The organism is Nitrosomonas communis (assembly GCF_900114745.1).
Classification (GTDB): Bacteria; Pseudomonadota; Gammaproteobacteria; order Burkholderiales; family Nitrosomonadaceae; genus Nitrosomonas; species Nitrosomonas communis_A.
On the sequence record NZ_FOUB01000006.1, the window covers coordinates 56,184 to 81,500 of the forward strand.

23 protein-coding genes are annotated in these 25,317 nt (G+C 44.9%); 15 read left to right on the plus strand and 8 right to left on the minus strand.

The window, feature by feature from the left end; translation table 11 throughout:
• The first annotated feature begins 102 nt into the window (after positions 1–102).
• The 5 genes from BM122_RS04090 to BM122_RS04110 all read left to right on the plus strand — a co-directional run bounded on the left by BM122_RS04090 (position 103) and on the right by BM122_RS04110 (position 9,246).
• The gene (locus BM122_RS04090) at positions 103–2,400 is read left to right on the plus strand and encodes a cyanophycin metabolism-associated ABC transporter (protein WP_074904036.1); all 2,298 of its coding nucleotides are present in this window, start codon (positions 103–105) and stop codon (positions 2,398–2,400) included.
• Positions 2,397–2,867, plus strand: coding sequence for a cyanophycin metabolism-associated DUF1854 family protein (locus BM122_RS04095; RefSeq protein ID WP_074903912.1), 471 nt, complete (start codon positions 2,397–2,399; stop codon positions 2,865–2,867). The genes BM122_RS04090 and BM122_RS04095 overlap by 4 nt, the downstream gene beginning before the upstream one ends.
• A gap of 614 nt (positions 2,868–3,481) precedes the next feature.
• Positions 3,482–5,794, plus strand: a complete 2,313-nt coding sequence (locus tag BM122_RS04100; protein ID WP_074903915.1) for a cyanophycin synthetase — start codon at positions 3,482–3,484, stop codon at positions 5,792–5,794.
• Between the two features lie 11 nt (positions 5,795–5,805).
• Positions 5,806–8,382 (plus strand): cyanophycin synthetase, encoded by a 2,577-nt coding sequence (gene cphA, locus BM122_RS04105; protein ID WP_074903917.1) that lies wholly within the window; start codon positions 5,806–5,808, stop codon positions 8,380–8,382.
• A 384-nt stretch (positions 8,383–8,766) separates the two neighbouring features.
• The gene (locus BM122_RS04110; RefSeq protein WP_256211867.1) at positions 8,767–9,246 is read left to right on the plus strand and encodes a hypothetical protein; all 480 of its coding nucleotides are present in this window, start codon (positions 8,767–8,769) and stop codon (positions 9,244–9,246) included.
• Positions 9,247–9,451: 205 nt separating this feature from the next.
• Here the strand turns inward: BM122_RS04110 and BM122_RS23990 are convergent, their stop codons facing one another.
• Positions 9,452–9,781, minus strand: coding sequence for an OsmC family protein (locus BM122_RS23990; protein WP_218151986.1), 330 nt, complete (start codon positions 9,779–9,781; stop codon positions 9,452–9,454).
• A 7-nt stretch (positions 9,782–9,788) separates the two neighbouring features.
• The gene (locus BM122_RS23995; RefSeq protein WP_218151987.1) at positions 9,789–10,019 is read right to left on the minus strand and encodes a hypothetical protein; all 231 of its coding nucleotides are present in this window, start codon (positions 10,017–10,019) and stop codon (positions 9,789–9,791) included.
• A gap of 156 nt (positions 10,020–10,175) precedes the next feature.
• On the opposite strand from BM122_RS23995, the gene BM122_RS04120 reads away from it, so the two are divergent.
• The 4 genes from BM122_RS04120 (at position 10,176) to BM122_RS24815 (ending at position 14,648) form a co-directional block, all read left to right on the plus strand.
• Positions 10,176–11,201, plus strand: coding sequence for a GlxA family transcriptional regulator (locus tag BM122_RS04120; RefSeq protein ID WP_074903920.1), 1,026 nt, complete (start codon positions 10,176–10,178; stop codon positions 11,199–11,201).
• 247 nt (positions 11,202–11,448) lie between these two features.
• Positions 11,449–13,821, plus strand: coding sequence for a phosphoenolpyruvate synthase (gene ppsA / locus BM122_RS04125; protein WP_074904037.1), 2,373 nt, complete (start codon positions 11,449–11,451; stop codon positions 13,819–13,821).
• Positions 13,822–13,918: 97 nt separating this feature from the next.
• Entirely contained in the window at positions 13,919–14,173 is a 255-nt protein-coding gene (locus tag BM122_RS24810) for a kinase/pyrophosphorylase (RefSeq protein ID WP_256211868.1), read from the plus strand.
• 25 nt (positions 14,174–14,198) lie between these two features.
• Complete coding sequence (locus BM122_RS24815; protein WP_256211869.1) at positions 14,199–14,648, plus strand: kinase/pyrophosphorylase; 450 nt, start codon at positions 14,199–14,201, stop codon at positions 14,646–14,648.
• Between the two features lie 68 nt (positions 14,649–14,716).
• On the opposite strand, the gene BM122_RS25845 is transcribed toward BM122_RS24815, so the two are convergent.
• A complete protein-coding gene (locus BM122_RS25845) occupies positions 14,717–14,932 on the minus strand; it encodes a type II toxin-antitoxin system HicA family toxin (RefSeq protein ID WP_074903922.1) in 216 nt (71 codons plus the stop codon).
• A 618-nt stretch (positions 14,933–15,550) separates the two neighbouring features.
• On the opposite strand from BM122_RS25845, the gene BM122_RS04140 reads away from it, so the two are divergent.
• Positions 15,551–16,330, plus strand: coding sequence for a Crp/Fnr family transcriptional regulator (locus BM122_RS04140; protein WP_083398330.1), 780 nt, complete (start codon positions 15,551–15,553; stop codon positions 16,328–16,330).
• A 215-nt stretch (positions 16,331–16,545) separates the two neighbouring features.
• On the opposite strand, the gene BM122_RS04145 is transcribed toward BM122_RS04140, so the two are convergent.
• The 5 genes from BM122_RS04145 to lgt all read right to left on the minus strand — a co-directional run bounded on the left by BM122_RS04145 (position 16,546) and on the right by lgt (position 20,245).
• Positions 16,546–16,854 (minus strand): sll1863 family stress response protein, encoded by a 309-nt coding sequence (locus BM122_RS04145; RefSeq protein ID WP_074903924.1) that lies wholly within the window; start codon positions 16,852–16,854, stop codon positions 16,546–16,548.
• A gap of 175 nt (positions 16,855–17,029) precedes the next feature.
• The gene (locus tag BM122_RS04150; RefSeq protein WP_074903926.1) at positions 17,030–17,332 is read right to left on the minus strand and encodes a sll1863 family stress response protein; all 303 of its coding nucleotides are present in this window, start codon (positions 17,330–17,332) and stop codon (positions 17,030–17,032) included.
• 835 nt (positions 17,333–18,167) lie between these two features.
• Positions 18,168–18,386, minus strand: a complete 219-nt coding sequence (locus tag BM122_RS04155; protein WP_074903928.1) for a hypothetical protein — start codon at positions 18,384–18,386, stop codon at positions 18,168–18,170.
• A 26-nt stretch (positions 18,387–18,412) separates the two neighbouring features.
• Complete coding sequence (locus tag BM122_RS04160; protein WP_074903930.1) at positions 18,413–18,760, minus strand: hypothetical protein; 348 nt, start codon at positions 18,758–18,760, stop codon at positions 18,413–18,415.
• Between the two features lie 669 nt (positions 18,761–19,429).
• A complete protein-coding gene (gene lgt, locus BM122_RS04165; protein ID WP_074903931.1) occupies positions 19,430–20,245 on the minus strand; it encodes a prolipoprotein diacylglyceryl transferase in 816 nt (271 codons plus the stop codon).
• Between the two features lie 113 nt (positions 20,246–20,358).
• On the opposite strand from lgt, the gene ilvD reads away from it, so the two are divergent.
• From ilvD to BM122_RS25855, 5 genes are all read left to right on the plus strand, one after another.
• The gene (gene ilvD / locus BM122_RS04170; protein ID WP_074903933.1) at positions 20,359–22,032 is read left to right on the plus strand and encodes a dihydroxy-acid dehydratase; all 1,674 of its coding nucleotides are present in this window, start codon (positions 20,359–20,361) and stop codon (positions 22,030–22,032) included.
• Between the two features lie 278 nt (positions 22,033–22,310).
• Positions 22,311–24,380, plus strand: a complete 2,070-nt coding sequence (locus tag BM122_RS04175; RefSeq protein ID WP_074903935.1) for a thioredoxin domain-containing protein — start codon at positions 22,311–22,313, stop codon at positions 24,378–24,380.
• Between the two features lie 21 nt (positions 24,381–24,401).
• Positions 24,402–24,713 carry a c-type cytochrome gene (locus BM122_RS04180; protein ID WP_074903937.1) on the plus strand — a complete coding sequence of 104 codons (312 nt, stop codon included), beginning with the start codon at positions 24,402–24,404 and terminating at the stop codon, positions 24,711–24,713.
• Positions 24,714–24,879: 166 nt separating this feature from the next.
• The gene (locus BM122_RS25850) at positions 24,880–25,032 is read left to right on the plus strand and encodes a peptide-methionine (S)-S-oxide reductase (RefSeq protein ID WP_083398331.1); all 153 of its coding nucleotides are present in this window, start codon (positions 24,880–24,882) and stop codon (positions 25,030–25,032) included.
• Complete coding sequence (locus tag BM122_RS25855; protein WP_074903939.1) at positions 24,969–25,190, plus strand: peptide-methionine (S)-S-oxide reductase; 222 nt, start codon at positions 24,969–24,971, stop codon at positions 25,188–25,190. The genes BM122_RS25850 and BM122_RS25855 overlap by 64 nt, the downstream gene beginning before the upstream one ends.
• The last annotated feature ends 127 nt before the right edge of the window (positions 25,191–25,317 follow it).

Sequence of the window (25,317 nt, forward strand, 5' to 3'; positions counted from 1 at the left end):
CAATAACACGGCAAGGTGAAGCCGACAAAGTCAGTTTTGATTTGGAAATGGAATTACCTGAACCATTTTGCCTTTTCCTTCTTTTTAATTGTACTTAAGAAAATGCAGCAGAATTTTTATCCATTGCATAGTGACGCTACGCTTCCTTCTGTCTGGGCTTCTCAAGTTGAGGCGCATTTGACAAGGGAAGAAACCGTATTGGCCTGGCTAGAAGTTGATCTTGATATTCAATTACATTTTTCTTCCGGCATTATCGTATTAACTAATCGACGACTGATAGCAAAAATGGCAGAAGAAGAAAATTGGCATGACTGGAATTATCAATCGGGTTGGGTATTGGTGTGCCGTGATTATGCCGGTGTAGGTAATCTTGAGCTATTTGATGTGCATGCACGGCTGGCTCATTGGTGCTATACATTGAGCAAGGGTGCTCGAGCGAGCCGTCTTATCGCACAATTCACCCAACTTCTTAATGCCCAGTTAACCGAGGAAACTCAGATACAGCCCATAGCAGCTAAGTGTCCAAAATGTGGAACAGCTTTAACCCATGATCAGGAAACTTGTCCGGTATGCGATCAGGATGCTCATGCTGCTCCTTCTACATGGACACTATTTCGTTTATGGCGCTTTGCGCGACCTTATAAATGGCGCTTACTCACCGGCTTTCTGCTGATGCTAGGCAGTACGGCGGCCACGTTGGTGCCTCCCTATCTGACCATGCCTTTGATGGATAACGTGCTGATTCCTTATCAAAACGGTAAGCCGATCGACGTTGATCTTGTCGTCATGTATCTTTCCGGTTTGCTGGGAGCAGCTTTTCTTGCCTGGATATTGGGTTGGACAAGAACTTATATGTTAGCAAAAGTATCCGAGCGGATAGGTGCGGATTTGAGGACGACAACGTATGAGCATCTTCTTAAGCTTTCACATAGATATTTTGGCGGTAAGCGAACAGGTGATCTGATGGCGCGTATCGGTGCGGAAACAGATCGTCTCAATCTTTTTCTTTCACTCCATCTGCTCGATTTTGCCACAGATGTGATTATGATGAGCATGACGGCCATTATTCTATTTTCGATCAATCCCTGGTTGGCACTAGTAACACTATGTCCGTTGCCACTTATTGCCTGGTTGATTCATCTGGTTCGCGATAGATTGCGCACTGGGTTTGAGAAAGTTGATCGGGTTTGGGCAGAGGTCAATAATGTGCTGGCAGACACCATTCCCGGCATTCGTGTGGTCAAAGCTTTTGCGCAAGAAGATCGGGAAGTGGCACGTTTCCGTGCAGCTAATCAGCATAATCTGGAAATTAATGATCGGGTCAACAAGGTTTGGTCGTTGTTTACCCCTACCGTAACGTTATTAACTGAAATTGGCTTGTTGGTGGTATGGATTTTTGGTATCTGGCAAGTATCGGAGAATCAGATTTCTGTCGGGGTGCTGACTGCTTTTCTAGCTTATATTGGTCGTTTTTATCTGAGACTGGACTCAATGAGTCGGATAGTTTCAGTAACGCAAAAGGCTGCTGCTGGAACCAAACGTATTTTTGATATTCTTGATCATGTTTCCAGTGTGCCAGAGCCCGCCAAACCGGTTCATTTACCTGTGATTAAAGGCCGCATTGAATTGCGCAATGTCGGTTTCCGCTATGGGACCCGCAGTGTCACGCAAGATATCAGCCTGACAATTGAGCCCGGGGAGATGATTGGCTTGGTTGGGCATAGCGGTTCGGGTAAGAGTACACTTATTAATCTCATCTGCCGTTTTTATGACGTGAGCGAAGGTGCCATTCTGATCGATGGGGTAGATATTCGTTCACTGCCTGTAGCAGAATATCGCAAGCATATTGGTTTGGTGCTACAAGAGCCATTTCTTTTCTTTGGCACAATTGCAGAAAATATTGCTTATGGTAAGCCCAACGCAACCCGCAAACAGATTATCGCTGCGGCTCGCGCTGCGTATGCGCATGAATTTATCCTGCGGCTACCTCATGGTTACGATTCTCTGGTAGGTGAACGTGGGCAAGCGCTTTCTGGGGGTGAGCGCCAGCGTATTACGATAGCCCGTGCCTTGCTGATTGATCCTCGTATCCTGATTCTCGATGAGGCAACCTCTTCTGTTGATAGAAAAACCGAGAAAGAGATTCAAGAAGCACTCAATAATCTGGTCCATGGCCGTACCACGATTGCCATTGCCCATCGTTTGTCTACCTTGCGTGAAGCCAATAGATTGGTGGTGCTTGATGGGGGAAAAATCATCGAAATGGGTAATCATGCCGAATTGATGGACCGGCACGGATTTTACTACCATCTTTACCAATCTCAGGCGCGGAATGTTGATACGGAGTCTCCTTTACTCAGGTTGGATACCGAAAGAGGTGCCAAGGGAGAGCGGACATGAGTAAGCCTGACTATCATCTGAGCCGAAATGCCTTTGGGCGGCTAATTTTCGCGGACAAGGACCAGCAGGTACATGAAGGTATCGTGCCAGTACGAGCATTTCCAATTACAGCATCTGATCAGGGCATTGCGCTCGTCAATGCACATGGTCAAGAATTAGCCTGGATCGAATGTCTGGCTGAGTTACCCGAAGAATTTCGTAAATTGATCGAGACAGAGCTTGCTAATCGTGAGTTTATGCCAGAGATAAAGCATATTGATAAAGTATCCAGTTTTGTCACGCCGAGCACCTGGTGGGTTAAAACAGATCGAGGGGAGACTGCCTTCGTGCTCAGGGGTGAAGAAGATATCCGCCGTTTATCGCCTACTGCTTTGTTAATCGCTGATAGTAATGGCATAAATTTCCTGATTCGCGATCGTTTGATGCTTGATCGCCACAGTATCAAGTTGCTGGATCGTTTTCTTTAATTTTTGATAACCATACTATTTATCCAAGATTTTTGCACGATTTTGGTTAATTCCATTTCTAAATCAAGACTGTGTCGGCTTTACCTTGCCATATGATTTTTACCGTTTCACCATCGTTTGCGGATCAGATTTCCGATTGGATTGAACCAATAATAAGTCAGCGAATTTTTACAGGTTCTTTCTTTGCCAGTCAGACTTATTGCCTACCGCGTCAAGGATTGCAATTTGGGTGAAGAAAATCATTATTTATTTAAACCTAAAAACTGCTTTTAGGTTTAATGCCATCGCACCAGTTATTTTAGAAATATGATTGTTTGTTGTATGCAAAAGTCATATAATTTTTTTTAATACAACATTTGATGTACGTATTTATACGTATTGAGTTTCTTTCTGTTTTTCGATATTTTATAGCATAACATTGGCATAAAATATCATGCTGAAGACTAAATCTACGCTTTTGTTTTTCTGTATAAATGCTTTTCTGTATCTGAATTCCTCTGTATCTACGTTCCTATTTATAGGAAAAAAACGTAAATCTTTATATTGATGTAAACCGATTGACGCCCGCGGCGTTAATAGAAGTGTTACTCATTCCCAATTTCAACTTATAGCTTATGTCAAATAAATCCAATTTGGATAGCAACAGTAAAAAAGATCTTAAATTTCTTGAAATCCGCCATTTAAATGGGCCCAATATCTGGACCTACTATCCGGTGCTTGAAGCGATTGTCGATATTGGTGAACTTGAGGATTTTCCATCAGACATCATTCCTGGCTTTTATGAGCGCTTGTCTTCGTGGCTGCCAACGCTGATTGAGCATCGCTGCAGCTATGAAGAACGCGGTGGCTTTTTGCGCCGTGTCAAGGAAGGCACATGGCCTTGCCATATTCTTGAGCATGTGACGCTCGAACTGCAAAATCTTGCAGGTATGCGTGGTGGATTTGGCAGGGCGCGTGAAACTTCGACTAGAGGCGTCTACAAAGTCGTTGTGAGTGCCTGGCATGCAGAGATTACACGGAAGGCTTTATTCTTGGCTCGGGAGCTCATTCTGACAGCGATGGGATTTGATATGCATCAGCAATCTTATGATGTGAAGGGAGCTATAGAGCATTTGCGCGACATGGTCGATTCGTTATGGCTTGGACCTTCAACCGCTTGTATTGTAGATGCAGCAATCGCACGCAATATTCCAGTTATGCGATTACTCTCCAAAGGAAACCTCGTTCAATTGGGCCATGGTGCACGCAGTCGGCATATTTGGACGGCTGAAACAGATCGGACACCAGCCATTGCTGAAAGCATTTCACGTGACAAGGATCTGACCAAAACATTGCTTCGTTCCTGTGGAGTACCTGTTCCGGAAGGACGTATGGTCAACAGCCAAGAAGATGCATGGCAAGCGGCTAAGGAAATAGGCTTGCCGGTAGTCGTCAAACCATGTGATGGTAATCATGGGCGAGGCGTGTTTATTGAGTTAAGCAGGCGTGAAGAAATCGAATCCGCCTTTTCCATCGCCTTAGAAGAAGGAACTGGCGTACTAGTCGAACGCTACATCCCTGGGACTGAGCATCGTTTACTCATTGTTGGTGGGCAACTCGTAGCAGCAACGCGGGGTGATACGGTATCGGTCACCGGTGATGGTGTCTCTACTATAATTGATTTAATTAAAAAGCAAATTAACTCAGATCCACGGCGCGGAACTTCTGAAGACCACCCGCTCAACATTATCCGGCTGGATAGTGCAGCCAAGATGGAGATTGCTCATCAAGGCTATACGCCTGATTCTGTTGTGCCAGTTGGAGTCAAAGTGCTGATTCAACGCAATGGTAATCATGCTTTTGATGTAACGGATGATGTTCATCCAAGTATTGCCAAAACGGCATCCTTAGCAGCGCGTGTGGTGGGTCTGGATATTGCCGGGATCGATCTGGTAGTCAGTGATATCTCATGCTCACTGGAAGAACAAGGTGCTGCAATTGTGGAAGTAAATGCTGGTCCTAGCCTGCTGATGCATATCAAACCTGCCGTAGGAAAATCCAGACCCGTTGGTCAGGCGATTGTAGATCATCTTTTTCCGAATCAAGACTATGGTCGAATTCCTATTGTTGGCATTACCGGCAGTTATGGCAAAACCACGGTTGCTCACCTTATAGCCCGATTACTTACGCTTTCAGGTAAGTGTACAGGGTTGGCATGCAGCAACGGGCTTTATATCGATCATAAGCAAATTGATAAGAGTGATTGTGCCAATTGGCAAGCAACCAATCGCACCTTAATGAATCGTACCGTTGAAGCGGCAGTTTTTGAGAACGGCTTTGAAACTATTCTGCAAGAAGGATTGGCTTACGATAGCTGTCAGGTAGGGGTCGTGACCAATGTTGAGCCGACTTTATATTATGGCCGGCATGGTATTGAAACATCTAAACAAGTTTTTACTGTACTGCGTACCCAAGTTGATGTCGTGTCACCGACCGCAGCTGCCATTGGCGATGTTCTGAAAGAGGTGGTTTTGCCGACAGGAGTAGCGGTTCTGAATGCAAAAAATCCTATGCTGATCGAAATGTCGGAATTATGCCATGGTGAAGTCATTTACTTCAGCAGTGATCCAGACTTACCCGCTGTCAACTTACATCGCCAGCAAGGGACAGGTCCCACCCAGGGTAAACGAGCTGTCATTATTCGTAATGGAAGAATTGTATTGGCTAATGGGTCTGATGAAATGTCATTAATCAAACTGGCTGAGCTGCAGCCTGCCGTGGGTGATCGTGCAGTGAGAGAAATAGAGCATGTATTAGCTGCGGTAGGCGCTGCCTGGGCACTCGGTATTTCGCTTGAGTTTATTCGGCTGGGCATTGAAACATTTGGATTCGGCCAAGAGACAAGTAAAGCTCAATATCAGCATTTTCCAGAAAAACAAGAAATTTAAGGAAATTTACTATGAAAGTGATACAAATCCGTGCATTGCGCGGTCCCAATCTGTGGAGTAAGCATACATCTATTGAAGCAACGGTTTTATTTAGCGAGAACGAATGTACTATCGACAGAATCCCGGGTTTTGAAACGCGCCTGCGTGAACGCTTTCCTGAAATTGCACAGCTCCTACCCGCTGATCGTTATAAAATGGCGACTGTGGCCCATGTTCTCGAATTTGCTGCACTCGGTTTGCAAGTGCAAGCAGGTTGTCCAGTTACCTTCAGTCATACTACTCAGACATCGGAAACCAATACTTTCCGGATTATCGTTGAATACAGTGAAGAGGCAGTGGGAAGGCTTGCTTTTGAACTCTCTTTAGAACTTTGTCACGCCGTTATAGAAAATATACCCTTTGATTTATCCACAGCGTTACTCCGCTTACACACGCTTTATGAAGATATCCGTCTCGGACCAAGTACTGGTGCTATTGTGCGAGCAGCTGTTGCGCGTGGTATTCCATGCCGTCGCTTGACAAATGGAAGTTTGGTACAGTTTGGCTGGGGAAGCAAGCAGCGGCGTATCCAAGCTTCTGAAAGTGATTCAACCAGCGCGGTTGCAGAATCTATTGTGCAAGATAAAGAACTGACTAAAACACTCTTGCTTGCGGCAGGTATTCCTGTTCCTGTGGGGCGACCAGTTATCGATGCTGAGGATGCATGGGCTGCTGCCTGCGAAATTGGTGCACCAGTAGTGGTTAAACCACAGGATGGCAATCAAGGCAAAGGTGTAACCGCTAATCTCGTTGATTGCGAACAGATCAAAGCAGCTTATGTGAAAGCCACGGAAATTAGTGACAATGTGCTGATTGAACGCTATGTGATCGGGCATGATTATCGTATGCTGGTTGTGGGCAAAAAGTTAGTGGCTGCCGCGAGACGTGATCCTCCTCAGGTAGTAGGGGATGGCGTTCATAGCATTTATCACTTAGTGGAGCAAATCAATCGTGATCCACTGCGCAGTGAGGGTCACGCAAATTTACTGACTAAAATCCACCTGGATGAGATTTCACTGACGCATCTTGCTAGCCAGGGACTGACAGCAGAATCTATTCCGGCTAAAGGCATGCGGGTTGTGTTGCGCAATAATGCCAATTTGTCCACAGGTGGTACGGCAACTGATGTAACGGACGATGTTCATCCCGAAATTGCAGCAAACGCGGTTGCTGCTGCACAAATGACAGGGCTAGATATTTGCGGAATTGATTTGATTTGCGAGAGCATCATGCGACCATTGGAGGAGCAAGGCGGTGCAATTATCGAAGTCAATGCAGCTCCCGGTTTGCGTATGCACTTGCAGCCTTCATATGGTAATGGGCGTCCAGTAGGAAAGGCAATTATCGATAATATGTTCGCGCAAGGTGATGATGCGCGTATTCCGGTTGTTGCTGTAACAGGCACTAACGGCAAAACGACAACGGTGCGCTTGATAGCCAATATTTTGGAAAATAACCAGTTGCGTGTTGGCATGACGTGTACGGATGGAGTGTTCGTCAATGGACAATGTATCGATACTGGCGACTGCAGTGGACCTAAGAGCGCCAGAAATGTTCTGTTCCATCCTGATGTCGATGCTGCTGTGCTAGAAACCGCGCGAGGTGGCATGTTGCGTGAAGGGTTAGGTTTTGATCATTGCCAGGTGGCTGTCGTAACTAATATCGGCAGGGGTGACCATCTCGGTCTGGCTAATATCAATACAATCGACGAATTGGCAGCCGTCAAACGACTTGTTGTAGAGAATGTCTTACCTGGTAGAGGTATCGCTGTGCTCAATGCAGATGATCCTCAGGTTGTCAAAATGGCTGCTTATTGTCCGGGTACTGTTATGTTCTTTTCTCGAGATAGCCATAATATGATGGTGCTGTCGCAACGTGCGCAACGTAAACGCGTCGTTTATCTTGAGGATCATTTCATTGTTGCATCAGAAGCAGAAGTTGAGCAACGAATATCTTTGAGTGAGATCCCCCTTACTAAAAATGGTCTCATCAGTTTTCAGATCGAAAATGCTATGGCAGCTATTGCCGTGGGTTGGGCGCTGGGGCTGGAATGGGCTGTTATTCGTGCCGGTTTAAATAATTTTATTAGTGATACGCAAACTGCTCCAGGGCGATTCAACCTTTTCAATTACCGGAATGCCACATTGATCGCAGATTATGGGCACAATCCGGATGCGATGGAAGCGCTGGCAAGTGCGATAAATCGCATACCCGCAAAAAGACGGATGGTTGTCATCAGCGCTGCGGGTGATCGCCGTGACGAAGATATTCGGTTACAAACCCAGATTCTAGGAGAAATATTTGATGAAGTGGTGCTTTATCAAGACAAATGCCAACGTGGACGTAACGACGGTGAAGTACTAGGATTGTTACGAGAAGGGTTGGAGAATGCCAAGCGTGTGCGCAAAGTGAGCGAAATACATGGGGAGTTCAAAGCGATCGATACGGCACTGACCAATCTGCAAGCAGGCGAACTTTGCCTCATCCTGGTTGATCAGGTGGAACAAGCGCTTGGGCACATCCATAATCGGATAGCTAACGCTTGCTAAATTAATGGTTAAATAATGGTAAGCCTGCTTCCAGGCGGGCACTAATAGATTGACCATTTTTTATGGAATTACATTGCTGCAGAGTCGTTTTGCCCCTTAATCAGGGTACGGTGGCATTTGGCCATAAGGCAGAAGGGGACCGGTATTATTTGTTTCTCAAAACAAAACATAACTTGTATTGTCAGAATATTTTAAAGTATCAAATAAAAGAAGCCAGATAAAAATGGAAGGTGATCTCTTGCTTGGATAGCAAAAGAACTATTATTTATTATATTTTAACGGGAGTTTGCTTTGAGTAAGCAGTCAATACAATCAATTGTTGCGGTTTGTTTTTTAGTTGTGGCATTTTATGCAAGCACAGCTATGGGGCATGGGAGAGTTGCAATGGCAGAAGATCCCTGTGCGCGTCATGCAGGGGGAAATATGGTGCACTTAAGTGCATACCAGCCACAGTATGACCAACAGGAGCAATACTGTACAGAGATTCCAGTAGCAGGAGATACTTATTTTGTGGTGGATCTGGTCGACCAGCCCTTGCGGGGGATGCCTGTGAGTTTAAAAGTTTTTCGTGGCGATGATAATGAGGGTGAGACAGTTGCCCAGGTAAAGGCTGATTATCATCCTGACGGTGTTATCAGCGGAATAGGTAGACTGGATAAAGGGCTCTATTCAGTAGTGGTGACAGCAGAAGGTATTCCGCCTTTGAAATACTCTTATCAACTTCGCGTGGATATGATTGATTATGGAAAAATAGCACGTGCCTGGGCAGGTCCTCTCATCGCAGTGCTATTCTTATCTTGGTTAATGTATCGACTGGTACAATCGGGGCGATGGCGCCAATGGCTTGGTTCTCGTTACCAATAGATCAACCAGGTAATTAGACCAGATTAATCGTCATTTTAAGAAAAATTAATTGCCTCCGTTAACAGGAGGCTTTTTTATGTCATACTAAGTGAGACCAAAAACTCGCTGCACCATTGGTGTCTCAATCAGGCTAGCTCCTCTCCTCAATCCCGTAATGCCATGTTTGATTTTGGTCTCACTTACCAGCATCTGCCCCGATAGTGTATTAGTAAGTCTCGATTTTGACCTTTACTGGGACTGAATTGGACACCACATCAAATACAGGCGAAAATTTGATTAGCTCTTTTAGCGTATCAGCTGTCGTCTGAGATTTGACGCGCATTTTGACACGAATTTCTTGATATCCCTTACGCACATCTTTTGCAAGATCAAGGAATCCGCGCAAATCGAGATCCCCTTCAAGTTTGGAATCGACGGCTTCGATTTTGATTCCGCGTGCGGCTGCGTGATAGACCATAGAAGTCGTCATGCAGGAGATTAACGCATGGAGGACAAACTCTACTGGATTGGCTCCTGCATCTTGCCCAAGTAGCAAAGGGGGTTCATGGCATCGAACACAAAGGGGATAGTGCGGTTCGTATCTTCTGCTTTGCAACCATAAAACTTCTGGATGGTGGATTGGTTGTAGCCACCACTAAACCAATGATTTTGGCGCGGAATTTGAATTTTGCCAGCTCGTGGTCATTTTTGACTGCTTCAATTGTCTCAAACAGCGCATTGACATTCACACCATTGGTATTAACGGTTTCTGTTTTTGCTATTTCTTGAGTCATAATTATTCTCCTTTTTAAATAAGAATCGATATGTTTCGTCAGGTCACCAATTGAAAACAGTGATTATGTAAGTAAGATGATAAAATCCTGAGGCAAATTTGATAAGATGCTGATGTGCCATAAATAGTCCATTTATGCCACAAATTGGGAGGTAATTTGAACGATCCCAGCGCTACACCGATAGAAGTATTGATAGCTGCAATCCCCGAAACGGCTGGGTCGGCACTTTATGGAATGGTTGATATCCTGTCGGCAGCGGGCACTCTCTGGCAAAGTTTGATAAGGACTGAGCCACAGCAAAATTTATTTCGCGTGCGACTGATGGCACCTTTACGCGAACCATTTCGGTGTGGGAACGGCATACCAGTTACGCCTGATGTATCGCTTAACGATGATCCCAAGGCAAATATTTTGATATTGCCAGAGTTGTGGCTCGGCCCAGATGAAACATTCAATGGACGCTATCCTGAGATAATGGACTGGATTCGAATCCAGTATCGTTATGGGATGATGATCTATGCGGCTTGCTCTGGGGTTATTATGCTGGCTGAGACGGGATTGCTTGATGGTTGTGAAGCAACCTCACATTGGGGTTATCAATATCTTTTTAGAAAGCAATATCCCAAGGTACCTTACCGTCCTGAGCCTAATCTCGTATTTGCTGATCCTGCTGGGCGCATCGTAACTGCTGGCGGTACTACTTCATGGCATGATTTAGCAATACACATCATCGCGCGGCATGCTAATCCAGGAGAAGCGCTGCGCATTGCCAAAGTGTATCTGCTGAAGCTACATGGCGAGGGACAACTTCCGTATGCAAGTCTAGTTCGAAACGATCCTCATGCTGATGCGGTCGTTCGTTCATGCCAGCAATGGTTGCACCAACATTTCATGAAAACGGATGCGATTGCTCATGTTGTGGCGCTGGCGAAGATACCCGAACGCACATTGAAACGTCGTTTTAAAACGGCAAATGGATTAACGCTCATAGAATATTTGCAGAATCTACGTGTTGAGCATGCAAAAACACTGCTCGAGCGTACCGATACGATGCCTATTGATGAGATCAGTGTCGCTGCCGGCTATGAAGATGCTTCCTTTTTCCGGCGCTTGTTCAAACGCAGTACGGGCCTCACTCCAAGCCAGTACCGGCGAATGTTCCAACCAATACTGACTTCATGACATGATATTTCTTAGTGAGCACCTTGCCGAATCAACTTTTGTAGAATTAAAAAGTGAATTGTGCCGCACCAATCTGACTGCTTTTGACGCTAGGATATGAGTAGTCTATGGCTCTCAAAAAGATCAGGTGCAAGAAGAACTGTTAGCCGGATCGCATTTTGAATTAGAAGATATTCAAGGAGTGCTCGCATCCGTAGTTATAATGATTGTAACTGGAGATTTTTATCCCAAAAATCAGGAGGTCGCGATGAATGATTATATTAGGTGGTTTGACCAGTTGAGTAAGGATGATGTTGGCATGGTGGGTGGTAAGAATGCCTCATTAGGTGAGATGATCAGTCATCTTAGCGAAGCAGGTGTTAATGTTCCGAATGGTTTTGCCACTACTACGCACGCCTATCGTGATTTTCTGGCAAGTAATGGCCTCACTGAGCGCATTAAGCAATTACTGGATAAACTAGATATCACTGATATCAGCGCGCTGACCGCTACAGGCAAAACGATTCGTGGTTGGCTACTGGCTGCCGCATTGCCCGATGCTTTGCTGCAAGCAATAACTCAGGCCTATCAGAAGTTGGTGGCTAATAGTGATGATGCAATTTCATTTGCAGTACGTTCGTCAGCAACGGCTGAAGATTTGGCTGATGCCTCATTTGCAGGGCAACAGGAAACTTTGTTGAATGTGCATGGCCTCGATCAAATTTTTGCGGCGATCAAAATTGTGTTTGCATCGCTATATAACGATCGCGCTATTGCTTATCGCGTTCACCATAAATTTCAGCATGACAAGGTACATCTGTCCGCAGGAATTCAGAAAATGGTGCGTAGCGACCTGGGCGCGAGTGGCGTGGTGTTTACGCTGGACACCGAATCAGGATTTCGGGATGTTATTTTCATTACGGCAACTTATGGCTTAGGAGAAACCATTGTGCAGGGAAAGGTCAATCCAGATGAGTTCTATGTTTATAAGCGAGGGTTAGAGGCAGGTCGTCCGGCCATTCTTTCGCGGCGTTTAGGTGCTAAGGCTATTGAGATGATTTATGATGAAAAAGGTGAGCAGGGCGCATCTACGCTGATATGTAATGTTGAGATCAAGCGCCGCCAGCGTTTCTGCTTGTCTGATGCACAAGTCGAAGCATTGGCACAGCAGGCATTACTCATTGAGAAGCATTATGGTCGTCCAATGGATATAGAATGGGCGTTGGATGGACTCGATAAGCAGCTTTATATTGTCCAGGCTCGCCCAGAAACGGTTGAAAGCCGAAAGAGCCTCACAGTAGAGCATTTTAAATTGAGTGAGCAAGGAAAGGTGTTGACCGAAGGCCGCGCCATCGGGCAAAAAATAGGGCAGGGGATGGCACGTCTGATCATGCATACTGACCAGATGCAAAATCTTCAAACAGGAGAGGTGCTGGTTACCGATATGACTGATCCGGATTGGGAACCGATCATGAAACGGGCAGCCGCCATTGTTACCAATCGAGGTGGGCGCACGTGTCATGCCGCGATTGTGGCACGCGAACTAGGGATTCCGGCAGTGGTAGGTTGTGGCGATGCTACGACACAAATTAAGGATGGAGCGGAAACCACCATTTCCTGCTCTGAAGGAGATACTGGTTATGTTTATGAAGGATTACTCAAGTTTGAGCATACGACTGCCGATATCGGCAAGCTGCCCGATCTGCCCGTTAAAATCATGATGAATGTCGGTAACCCATCCCATGCATTTGGCTTTGCCCGTTTGCCCAACCAAGGGGTTGGGTTGGCGCGACTGGAATTCATCATTAATAATATGATCGGCATCCATCCGAAAGCATTACTGGAGTTTGAGCAATTACCGCAAGAATTGAAAGATGAGATTGGGCAACGAATAACTGGTTATGCTGATCCAGTCAGCTTTTATGTGGATAAACTAGTGGAAGGTATTGCTACATTGGCCGCAGCCTTTTATCCACACCCTGTGATCGTACGCACATCCGACTTTAAATCGAATGAATACGCCCATCTGCTCGGCGGGGATCGTTATGAACCACAAGAAGAAAATCCCATGATTGGCTTTCGTGGGGCATCACGTTACGTGGCAACAGTATTTCGCAATTGTTTTGAACTGGAATGTCTGGCATTGCGTAAAATACGCGATGAGATGGGGTTGACCAATGTTGAAGTCATGATCCCATTTTGTCGTACTGTGGAAGAAGCCCGGCAAGTTACAGAATTGCTTGCCTCGCAGGGACTTGTGCGGGGCGAGAATGGTCTGCGCCTGATCATGATGTGCGAGATTCCTTCCAATGCGGTGCTGGCAGAAGAGTTTTTGCAATATTTTGACGGTTTTTCCATTGGTTCGAATGATATGACTCAGTTAGCGCTGGGTATTGATCGCGATTCCAGTCTTGTATCCCATTTGTTCGATGAGCGCAATGCAGCTGTTAAAAAGATCCTGAAGATGGCGATCGACGCCTGCCGCAAACAAGATAAATATATCGGTATTTGTGGTCAGGCACCGTCTGACTATCCTGATTTTGCAGTTTGGCTGGTTGAGCAAGGAATTGGGAGCTTATCGCTGAATCCGGATACCGTTGTGGATACCTGGCTGCATCTTGCCAAATTGAACAAACAGTGACCAAACAGAAGCCCACTATCTTTTATTTATCGGATCGTACCGGCATCACTTTGGAAACGCTTGGGCATAGCTTATTAACTCAGTTTGACGGGATCGAATGGAAAAAATCAACGTGCCTTTTCTGGATAATATAGCAAAAGCCCGGGCTTTGGTGGAACGAATTAATCGTGCTGCAAAATGTGATGGCTATCGGCCATTGGTTTTTAGTACCTTGCTTAAAGTGGATATCCTGGAAGTGATCCAGCAGGCAAACTGCCGAGTGTATGATTTTTTTGAAACATTCATTAGCTCAATCGAGCAAGAACTTCAGCAACCATCTGTCCGAGCGGCTGGACGCTCTCATGGTCTTTAGCAACCTCTATCGTATTTGAAAAGGATTGCCGACAATCAATTACGCGCTGGCGCACGATGATGGCGTTAATCCAAAAAATTTTACCGAAGCAGACATTATTCTGGTGGGGGTCTCCCGCACCGGTAAAACACCTACCTGTCTTTATCTAGCATTACAATACGGTATTGCTGCCGCAAATTATCCACTCATGCAGGAAGATATGTCTACTAACCAATTTCCCAAAGTGCTTGAATCTGTCAGAGACAAGCTCTTTGGCTTGACACTCAACAAAGCACAATTGCACTTTATTCGGCTAGAACGCCATCCTAATAGCCAGTATGCATCGCTCACCCAGTGTCAACGCGAAATTCAATGGCAGGAATCCTTGTTTCAACTATTTCATCTCCCCTACCTGGATACGACGCACATTTCTATTGAAGAAATTAGCACCATTATCTTTGAGCGCAGTGGTTTGAAAAGGCAGTTATATGGCTGATTTACTTAATTCGTTAATCATTATTAGGTAAAAGGCAAAGCTCTCTTACTTTCTTGTTTCTTACTTGATCATGATTCGGGATCACTCCTGAGGATGCTGGATTGACGGATGGTCAACTGAAGCGTACTAATACGGAGTCCGTCAGGATTTGGAACTGTCACGGCAATCGTTCTCCCCGGGAGTCTCTTCTGCATGACGATGTGACAGCCCCGCTGATGTATTTCCACAAAGCCAACACATGCAAGAATAATACAAACTTGCTTTCCGGAAAGAATCAGTGGCATCCCGCGTGCTCAGACAAGAGCAAGAACTAAATCGCTCTCTATTATTCATCCTTTAGCAATAGAAATAAAAAGATTGCAACCGCATCTCAAGCAAATGAGTACACAAAGATGGAACTGTCGGAAAATTGTATTGTCCCATAATTTGTATTATGTATTTTTGGAATGCCTTGCTTCACCCAAAGCGATACTATATTAATTCCCAAATACTTATTAGCAATTAAATAGACAGCCGCAAGATAATTTAAAAATATCTGGACACTAGCAAAATTAATATCCTTTTCATCAGTATTAATGCAGGTTAGGATGCGATACTCATGAAACCTCCTTGAGGCAAAATGATGCTAACAGTTTAAAGGTATGATTGGGCATTATCTGTACGGTATCACACATTATCCAAAAAACTCTTTAGGATAATTCTACTGACGGTGATTGAGTTGGATTGCCAGGAGCCGCTACCCTTGGCAGAGACTTGATACTCTATTGGTAACTTAAAGATCAGAACGCTCTGTGTTACGGACAGAGCTGGGTTTAATTCATAATCAAGGCCCTTAGTTTTCTACTAATTTAATAAGTTTTATTAGGGCTTAGCACCTTACTTTATTGATAGGAGTAGAAATTATGATTAACATACAAAGACCAAGCGCTCGACAAAACCAACTCCTCGCTCGACAAAGCCAACTCCTCAATACTTTGCCCTCAACCGAACCGAGCGCTCGACAAAACCAACTCCTCAATGCTTTACCCTCAATCGAATATGAACGTCTTCTACCTCATCTAGAGCTGGTCCAGATGAACTGTGGTGACATTCTTTATGAACCGGGAGAAAAGTTACATTTCGTCTATTTTCCCACCGATTGCATCGTATCGCAGCTTCACGCCATAAAGGATGGAGGGTCTTCGGAAGTCGCTGTTATCGGCAATGAGGGCGCAATCGGGATTACCCTATTCATGGGCGGCGGAACCATGACGAATCGGGCTTTAGTGCAGAGTGCGGGTTACGCCTATCGGATACGGCAGCCTTTGTTTATGCAGGAATTTGACCGCCACGACGCACTACTTCATTTATTGTTGCGCTACACCCAAGCGCTCATTGCTCAAATGGCTCAAACGGCAGTTTGTAATCGACATCATTCGGTAGGCCAGCAACTTTGCCGCAGGCTGCTGCTCAGCATTGATCGACTTCCTTCAAACGAACTAACAATGACTCAAGAATTGATCGCTAATATGCTCGGTGTGCGCCGTGAAGGCGTTACAGAGGCTGCTGGAAAATTGCAGCAAGCAGGATTGATTCATTACAGCCGCGGGCACATTAAGGTGCTCGATCGACCGGGACTGGAGGCGCGAGTCTGTGAATGTTACCATGTAGTTAAGAATGAATTCGATCGCCTTCTGCATTGATCGCTAATATGCTGGATGTACCCTGAGAAGGTGTTACGGGGGCTGCTGGAAAATTGCAGCAAGCAGGATTGATTCATTACAGCCGCGGGCACATTAAGGTGCTCGATCGACCGGGACTGGAGGCGCGAGTCTGTGAATATTACCATGTAGTCAAGAATGAATTCGATCGCCTCCTTCCCCTGAGGATGCCCTGAATTTTAATAATGGAGAGACATTCAATCTTTAAACTTTTCTTTCACTTTGGCGGCACCCTCTCGAACAGCATTTCTTAATGAATTCCAGGCATTTTCCACACCGTCCTTAATATCCTCCCAAGTGTCCTCACTTGCTCCTCCCAGCTCTTTCAGCTTGGCTTTCGCATCATCAATATATTGCTCAAGTTCTTCAGTACGCCTCTCATATTGCATACGAATCTGGGCATCGGCTGCAGAACTCTTCGCCTCAGCTTTCAAGTCCTTTAATTTGGCTTCTGCTTGTTCTATCTCGGCTTCTAGCTTTTGTTTGTATGCATTTTTTTCGCTCATAATGTCTCTCCTTTGTCAATTAAGTTAGGATTGATTCTTATGCTTCACGAGAACTTCACCACAATTAATAACATAACAGTTTCTGCTATGGCTGTCATTATCGATCCGATGAAGTATTATTAGACCAAACAAGAGGCCGGAAGCAATAGCAGCATCAACGATTCCAATGATAATGTTACTCAATAGGTTGGTTAAACTTCTCTTTCGCTCGAGCAGCAATTCTTAATGTATTCCAAGTGCTTTCTGCCCCGTCCTTCAGGTTATCCCAAGCGTCCTCATGAGCTTGTCCAAGCTCTTTCAGCTTGGCTTTCGCAGCCTCAATACATTGCTCAAGATCTTTAGTGCGCTGATCATATTGCATACGGATACTGGCATCGGCTGCAGAACTCTTTGCTTCGGCTTCCAAGTCCTTTAATTTGGCTTCTGCTTGTTCTATCTCGGCTTCTAGCTTTTGTTTATATGCATTTAGCTCGCTCATAATGTCTCTCCTTTGTCAATAAATTTAGGATTGAGTCTTAGGCTTCATGAGAATCTTTACCAAAATTAATAACACAACAACTCCTGCTTTGGTTGCCAATATTGTTCTGATGAGTGCTATGAGATCAAACAAGAAATCGCCAGCAATCAGGCCAACGACTTCAATAATAATGTATTTAGTAGATCCCGCTTCTTCCTTTCAGAAAAAGTCCAGCCAACTAACCTGCCAATGCGTCGATTACAAGAAAAAATTAATAGCACATAAAATCCATTGATTTATCTATTAGTTAATCAGCAGTAAAAAATAATTTACTTATTTATATTGATGAGTTTTGCATTACAACTAATCTAATGTCTAAATCCGCCGCTGACATTGAATGCTAACTTTCAAAAATATGGTGTAGTAAAGTGTCCTCATTAGCGATACCCTTCAACTCACATCTAACATTTTAATTTTGGTAACAAAGTTAAAAGCTGTCTGTGCGGTGTCGTACATAATGGAAAATACAGTCTGCTTTCAATATTTCAAAGAGAGAGCCTGCCCAGCAGCTCGTGTAGCGCCGAATGTTAAATTTTGTCATGCCAGACACAATACAGCTTCGCCTATTGTACCCTACGGTACTAGGAACAGATCGCGGAAGAATTCGGGTTGTAGTACGCTACTGTCAGTCGGTTTGTTAAAAAAACAAAAAGTTAGATATTGCATCACAAGACTTGACACTTGTTTGTGTGCGATATCTGATTCCTTATGTGGTTGCTTTATGCACTTGCACTTTCAATGGCAGACACTTTTTTCACTTTTTGTACCTTTTCAGAAAGCCATGAGACGAGGAAAACTATCGATTCTCTCCATTTTTTATATAACGAGCCATTTCATCGAAGCCGTTAACCACCGTACAATTGGTGAAATGTTTAAGCGCGATTCGTGATTCACGAAGAAGAAATGCAAGTTTCCGGTCAGTAAACATCGCCTCGACAACAGGTAACGCAGAAGCAGCAGCCAAGAAATCCGCTAGATCGCCATCCTTGTATTTGCGCTGGTAATCGTATCTCATAAGACCAAAAAGAGCAGAAAGTATCCTTAGGGTAGGAAAAGCCCTTGACTTTGGTGATTCGTGCCAGTGGTACTGCGCGGAAAGTGTAAGCGAAATAATTTCTTCGGGGAGAGATTAACCTCTTCGTTTATGCACCACGCTTCAATAACTCCTTTTAGTTCAATAAAGATCCCAGTGTTAAGATATGTAATATCGGATTGATGTTTCTGTTTGGCTTGGTTTAACTCTGGAATAACTCGAGAATTATTCCATTTTGGCTCATTTGCTGAACGAGCAATCGCAAGCTGCACAGAGAATAGTAATTCCGTTAATGTGTCAAAAAGAGCTTTATTAAATGTGTCTTCATCTACGAAGTCGAGTAATGGTTTGCTCAACGATGCAGCAGGAATGCCGAGCAGTTACTATTGGACTAAATAGGAAATTTGAAAAGTTTTTATCTTCTGTAAAATTTCTTGCTCTCAAATATGCGATCTCTAGCCCGATATGCTCCTGGAAGGGGGCTATACAGAAACCTTGAGAAAGTTCGTCGACGACTTTTACAAGTGATTCATGTGTGTCCTGATTAGCCATTGAATCAAGTTCAAAGAACGAAGATAGTCCAACAGGAAATACGAACATCTTACTTATTCTGATGTGTTCTATGGCTCTAGCAAACTCAATCATTTCCGCGGTTAGTCTCGGTTTATTGAGCCGATAATCAGCAAGGCACTTCCATGCATTCGTATCTAGATAAATTAAGCGCTTTGAAGAAATTTGAGATATTCGTTCGCAACGCCTAGCTCGAATATGAGTCGCGAACGACACCTCTGAGGAGTCTCTATGACGATCTATATGTTCCCCGAGCTGCTTCGCGGATACTTAAATAACTTCATCTAGCTTCGATTGCATGTGCAGATTATTTGTAATGCCTAACTATTATTCTCAATGCTTAGATTGTTTTGTCTAACGAATAACGCTACTGCCAGCCAACCGATTATTATAGTAATGCGCTGATAACAAAGGAACAGTGTAGTGAGCGCGAAAATCTGATTTTTGCTGGCTTGCTAACGACGACTTCTGGTTTTTTGCAATGGTTTCTTCGATGAACGATAGGCCCAGAACAGCAGCCCGATACCTGCAGCAACCATCGGCAGTGATAGCCACTGCCCCATACTGACACCCCAAGTTAATATCCCCATAAAGCCATCATCAGGCTCGCGGAAGAATTCTGCAAATGAGCGGAAGGTGCCATAACCGATCAAGAACATACCGGAGACGGCGCCTACTGGCCGTGGTTTGCTTGAATAAATCCACAGCAAAATGAACAATGCAATCCCTTCCAGAGCAAATTCATACAGTTGAGAAGGATGACGCGGTAGATTGTCGACGTGTGGGAAAATCATGCCCCAGGCAACATCTGTGGGGCGTCCCCATAATTCACCATTGATAAAATTGCCGATGCGACCAGCTCCCAATCCAAGCGGCACCAGCGGTGCAATGAAATCAGTCACAGCAAGCCATTGCAGTTTATGCTTATGGGCTAGCAGCGCCATCGCCACTATGACGCCGAGAAAGCCGCCATGGAATGACATGCCGCCTTGCCAGATTGCGAATATTTCCAGCGGATGCTGTAAGTAATAACTGAATTGGTAAAAAAGCACGTGTCCTAGTCTTCCTCCCAGAATGACACCCAGTACGCCGTAAAAGAGCGCGTCATCGAGTAGGGTATTGGTAAAAACTGCTTGTGGATTTTGCTTGATACGAAGGCGGCCAAGCACAATAAACAGAAAGAAGCCAAGCAGATACATCAATCCATACCAATGAATGGAAAGTGGACCAATGGAGATTGCAACCGGATCGAATTGGGGATGGATAAGCATGGGTTAGGTGCTGATTTACGGTAAAATGCGCATTATACGGTAAGTAAGCCTGTCGCAGCAGTGCGCAATTGCTTAATTAGTTCGATTGCATTTTTGGTTTTTCAGGAGAAATCATGCCAGACAATAAACGTAGTCAAGCCATCACTCAAGGAGCAAAACGTTCACCCAATCGCGCCATGTTGCGGGCAGTGGGGTTTAATGATGGTGACTTTGATAAACCCATCGTTGGCGTTGCCAATGGATTTTCGACTATTACTCCCTGCAATATGGGGCTAAATGAATTGGCTCTCAGCGCTGAGCGTGCCTTGAGAAAGGTCGGGGCAATGCCGCAAATGTTTGGTACGATTACGATTTCCGATGGTATCTCCATGGGAACCGAAGGTATGAAATATTCGCTCGTATCACGCGAAGTCATTGCTGATTCCATTGAGACGGCTGTACAGGGAGAAAGCATGGATGGCGTGATTGCGATCGGGGGCTGCGACAAGAACATGCCTGGTGCCCTAATTGCGCTGGCGAGAATGAATGTGCCTGCTATTTTTGTCTACGGCGGCACTATCAAACCGGGTCATTACCAAGGGCGGACTCTGACCATCGTGAGCGCTTTCGAAGCTGTCGGGCAGTTTACTGCTCACAAAATTGATGAGAAGGAATTACTGGAAGTGGAACGGCATGCCTGTCCCGGTGCGGGTGCCTGTGGTGGTATGTATACCGCCAATACCATGTCGTCGGCTATCGAAGTCATGGGAATGAGTTTGCCTTATTCCTCCACTATGGCGGCAGAAGATGAAGAAAAACGACTCAGCACCGCACGTTCGGCAGAAGTTTTGGTCAACGCCATCAAAAAGCAAATTTGTCCACGCGATTTAATTACGCGTAAATCAATGGAAAATGCCATTTCTGTGGTAATGGCAGTAGGCGGATCGACTAATGCGGTGCTTCATCTATTGGCAATAGCGCATGCTGCTGACGTAGACCTGAGCATTGATGATTTCGAAAAAATACGCGCAAAAGTGCCCGTATTGTGTGATTTGAAACCCTCTGGACGCTATGTGACCACAGATTTACATCATGCCGGGGGTATTCCTCAAGTCATGAAGATGCTACTGGTTCATGGTTTGCTACATGGTGATTGCATGACGATCAGCGGTGAAACGATAGCAGAAGTATTACGTGATGTACCGGAGAAACCACGCGAAGATCAGGATGTCATCAGACAATGGGACAACCCTTTATATGCACAAGGTCATCTGGCCATCCTCAAAGGCAATTTGTCGACGGAAGGATCAGTCGCCAAAATTACCGGCGTAAAAAATCCAAAAATTACTGGGCCTGCGCGTGTATTCGAGTCTGAGGAAGCCTGCATGAATGCCATCCTTGCCCAGGAAATACGGCCGGGAGATGTCGTGGTAATTCGTTATGAAGGCCCGAAGGGTGGGCCGGGCATGCGGGAAATGTTGTCGCCCACTTCGGCACTGATTGGTGAAGGTTTAGGGGATTCGGTTGGGCTGATCACTGATGGAAGATTCTCCGGCGGAACCTACGGCATGGTGGTGGGCCATGTTGCACCGGAAGCCTTTGTTGGGGGAACCATTGCGCTGGTGAAGGAGGGTGATTCCATTACTATTGATGCGAACCAGCGTCTTTTGCAGCTTAATGTTTCTGAAGATGAGCTCGCGCGACGCCGTGCAGCCTGGCAACCGCCTGAGCCGCGTTATAGACGCGGTGTGTTGGCAAAATTTGCAAAACTGGTATCGACTGCTAGCCGGGGAGCGATTACCGATTAGAGAAATGGCTCAAATCTTGTGAAAACGCGGTTTTTGCCAAAAAATGTAACGGACACTCTAAGCGCAAGATGGACGGAACTCAGTGACGAGAAAAGGAACGAAGTAAGTTTCGATCAATCAAAGTTTCAGTGTAGTTACCTATCAAATAGATAGGTAAGAAGCAGGTATCGCCCAACATAGCAATCGGAGTGTGTAATAAATTTATTCATCGCTTCTCAACGAGGAAGGATATTACTCATCCTATTAATGCATGATTCAGTCATTTATTGAACAATGCTATGCCCAACCATCTGACAGGTGAAACAAGCCCTTATCTGTTACAGCATGCAGATAACCCGGTAAATTGGTACCCATGGGGAGAGGCGGCACTCGCACTGGCGCGTACTCAAAATAAGCCAATTCTACTTTCTATTGGTTATTCTGCCTGTCATTGGTGCCATGTCATGGCCCAAGAGTCATTCGAGGATCATGAAGTGGCAGCAGCGATGAATGAATATTTTATTAATATTAAAGTGGATCGTGAGGAGCGCCCTGACCTCGATCAAATATATCAGACAGCGCATTACATACTTAACCATCGCCATGGCGGCTGGCCATTGACTATGTTCCTTACACCAGAACAGAAGCCTTTTTTTGGAGGCACTTATTTTCCTAAAGTGTCTCGTCATGGGATGCCCGGTTTTCTTGAGTTACTGCCAAAAATTGCTGAGCTATATCATGCGCGCAGAGAAGATATTGAACAGCAAAATAACGCGCTACTGGGACTATTTGCTGAGACTTTACCCGCTACTAGTGTCAATATTCCCCCATCTTCCTCCCATCTTATCGAGCAAGCAAGTGCCCAGCTGCTAGAAAACTTTGATCAAGCGCATGGGGGTTTTGGTTCTGCGCCAAAATTTTTTCATCCTGCAGAGTTGAAATTCTGCCTGCAGCGGTATTTTTCTGAAGGGGATAAGCAAGTCTGGTATATCGCAGTTTATACTTTGGAGAAAATGGCTAATGGCGGTATTTACGATCAATTAGGTGGAGGATTTTATCGTTATAGTACAGATCAGTACTGGCGTATTCCTCATTTTGAAAAGATGCTGTATGACAATGGACTCTTGTTACAACTCTATGCCGACGCCTGGCTTGCAACACATCATCCCTTGTTTAAACGAATTGCCCATGAGACAGCTGCCTGGGTGATGCGTGAGATGCAATCCGGGCCAAAGGAAGGAGGCTATTTCGCGACCTTGGATGCAGATTCGGAGCATGAAGAAGGAAAATTTTACGTTTGGGATAAAGATGAAATCGAGCGTGTCTTGACAACCGATGAATATGCTGCCATCGCACCTTACTTTGGTCTTTCGCGGCTTCCCAATTTTGAAAATAAATATTGGCATCTCGAAATCATGCAGCCTAGTACAGCTATAGCTAACGATATGGGTATGAGCCAAGAGGAAGTGCAACATTGGGTTGAATCAGCGCGGTGCAAGCTTTTCAGTAAACGGGAGCAGCGCGTTCATCCTGGTCGTGATGAAAAAATTCTGACTAGTTGGAACGGTTTGATGGTCAAGGGTATGGTGCGAGCAGGCAGGGTTTTTGAACAAAGCGAATGGATAAAATCCGCCATGCTGGCGGTAGATTTTATCAGCGCTACCCTCTGGAAAAATAACCGGTTATTGGCTACCTTCAAGGATGGCAAGGCGCGCCACAATGCCTATCTCGATGATTACGCCTTTTTGCTTGATGGTTTGCTGGAACTCATGCAAGTGGAATTTCGTCAGTCTGATCTGGAATTTGCTAGAGCATTGGCAGAGGTATTACTAGATCAGTTCGAAGATAAGCAGTTAGGTGGATTCTTTTTTACGAGTCGCGATCATGAAAAGCTCATTCATCGGCCTAAGGCAGGTCAGGACAATGCGATTCCGTCTGGCAATGGTTTGGCGGCGATATCGCTTCAGCGACTTGGTTATTTGCTCGGGGAATATCGTTATTTGCAATCAGCTGAACATGCACTTAAATTGTTTTATCCTGAAATACAGCGCCATCCCAGTGCTTACTGTAGTTTATTGGTTGCGTTGAAAGAATGGCTTATGCCACCACAAATTGTTATCTTGCGTGGGCAAGGTGCTCTCCTCAGTGAGTGGCATCGAGCACTGACATTGCATGCGCCAGCTACCATTGTGCTGGCATTACCGATGGAGCTAGCTGGATTACCACAAAGTTTGAACAAACCCTTGCCCGTAGATCAAAGTATCAATGCCTGGGTTTGTCAAGGTGAGAAATGTTTACCTGAAATTAAAAACTTACAGGAATTGCTGCAAGCCTGTAAAGTTAAGGGTAGAATGATATTCCCTTTATAATTCAAATAAGGAAAAAATAAGATGAGAAAAGTGTTGTTAGGTGTAATGGCAGCATCTGCTGCATTATGGATTGGCAATGTACAAGCAGATGCTGAATTGGCAAAAAGCAGTGGTTGCCTAAACTGTCATAATGTTGATACCAAATTGGTTGGCCCGGCACTTAAAGATGTTGCCGCGAAATATGCAGGTCAAGCTGATGCAGCTGATTACTTGGCAGGAAAAATTAAAAATGGTAGTAATGGAGTATGGGGAACTATTCCAATGCCGCCTAACGCCAATGTAAGCGATGAAAACGCTAAAAAGTTAGCGGAATTCATTCTGACGCTTAAGTAATAAGAATCTTGGAGGGAAGGCCGATGCGCGTTAAAGGCACATCGGCCTATTATTTTTTTTGCCCTGATAATATACTCACTAAATCCTAAAAGGTTTTTTAGGAGTACTTTCTTTGGAATGAGCGTCATTCAAAACTAGTGTTATTCAAGGGAATGTATTCTGGGCTATGACCATCGAAAAAATTATCTTTGGTACTGGCTGTTTCTGGGGTGTGGAAGCTACGTTTCATAGCGTTCTTGGCGTAGTCAATGTCAAGTGTGGGTATGCCCATGGCCATATCGCTATCCTAATTACCATGATGTTTGCTCAGATCAGATAGGCCACGCAGAAGCCGTGCTGGTAGAATATGATGCTTCACTGGTTTCTTTCGGAAATTTACTTAATACTTTCTGGTGTTGTGTTCATCTTACTACGCTTAATCATCAAGGACGCGATATAGATTCTCAATACCAATCGACTATATTTTTTATACGCTAAGGCAGAAAGCTGCTGCGATAGCTTCACGGAAATGCATTGTAATTCCATTTTCAAATCAAAAATGACGCGAAGGCGAGCCGCAGACAGTATCAATAATACGGCAAGGTGAAGCCAACAAAGACAGTTT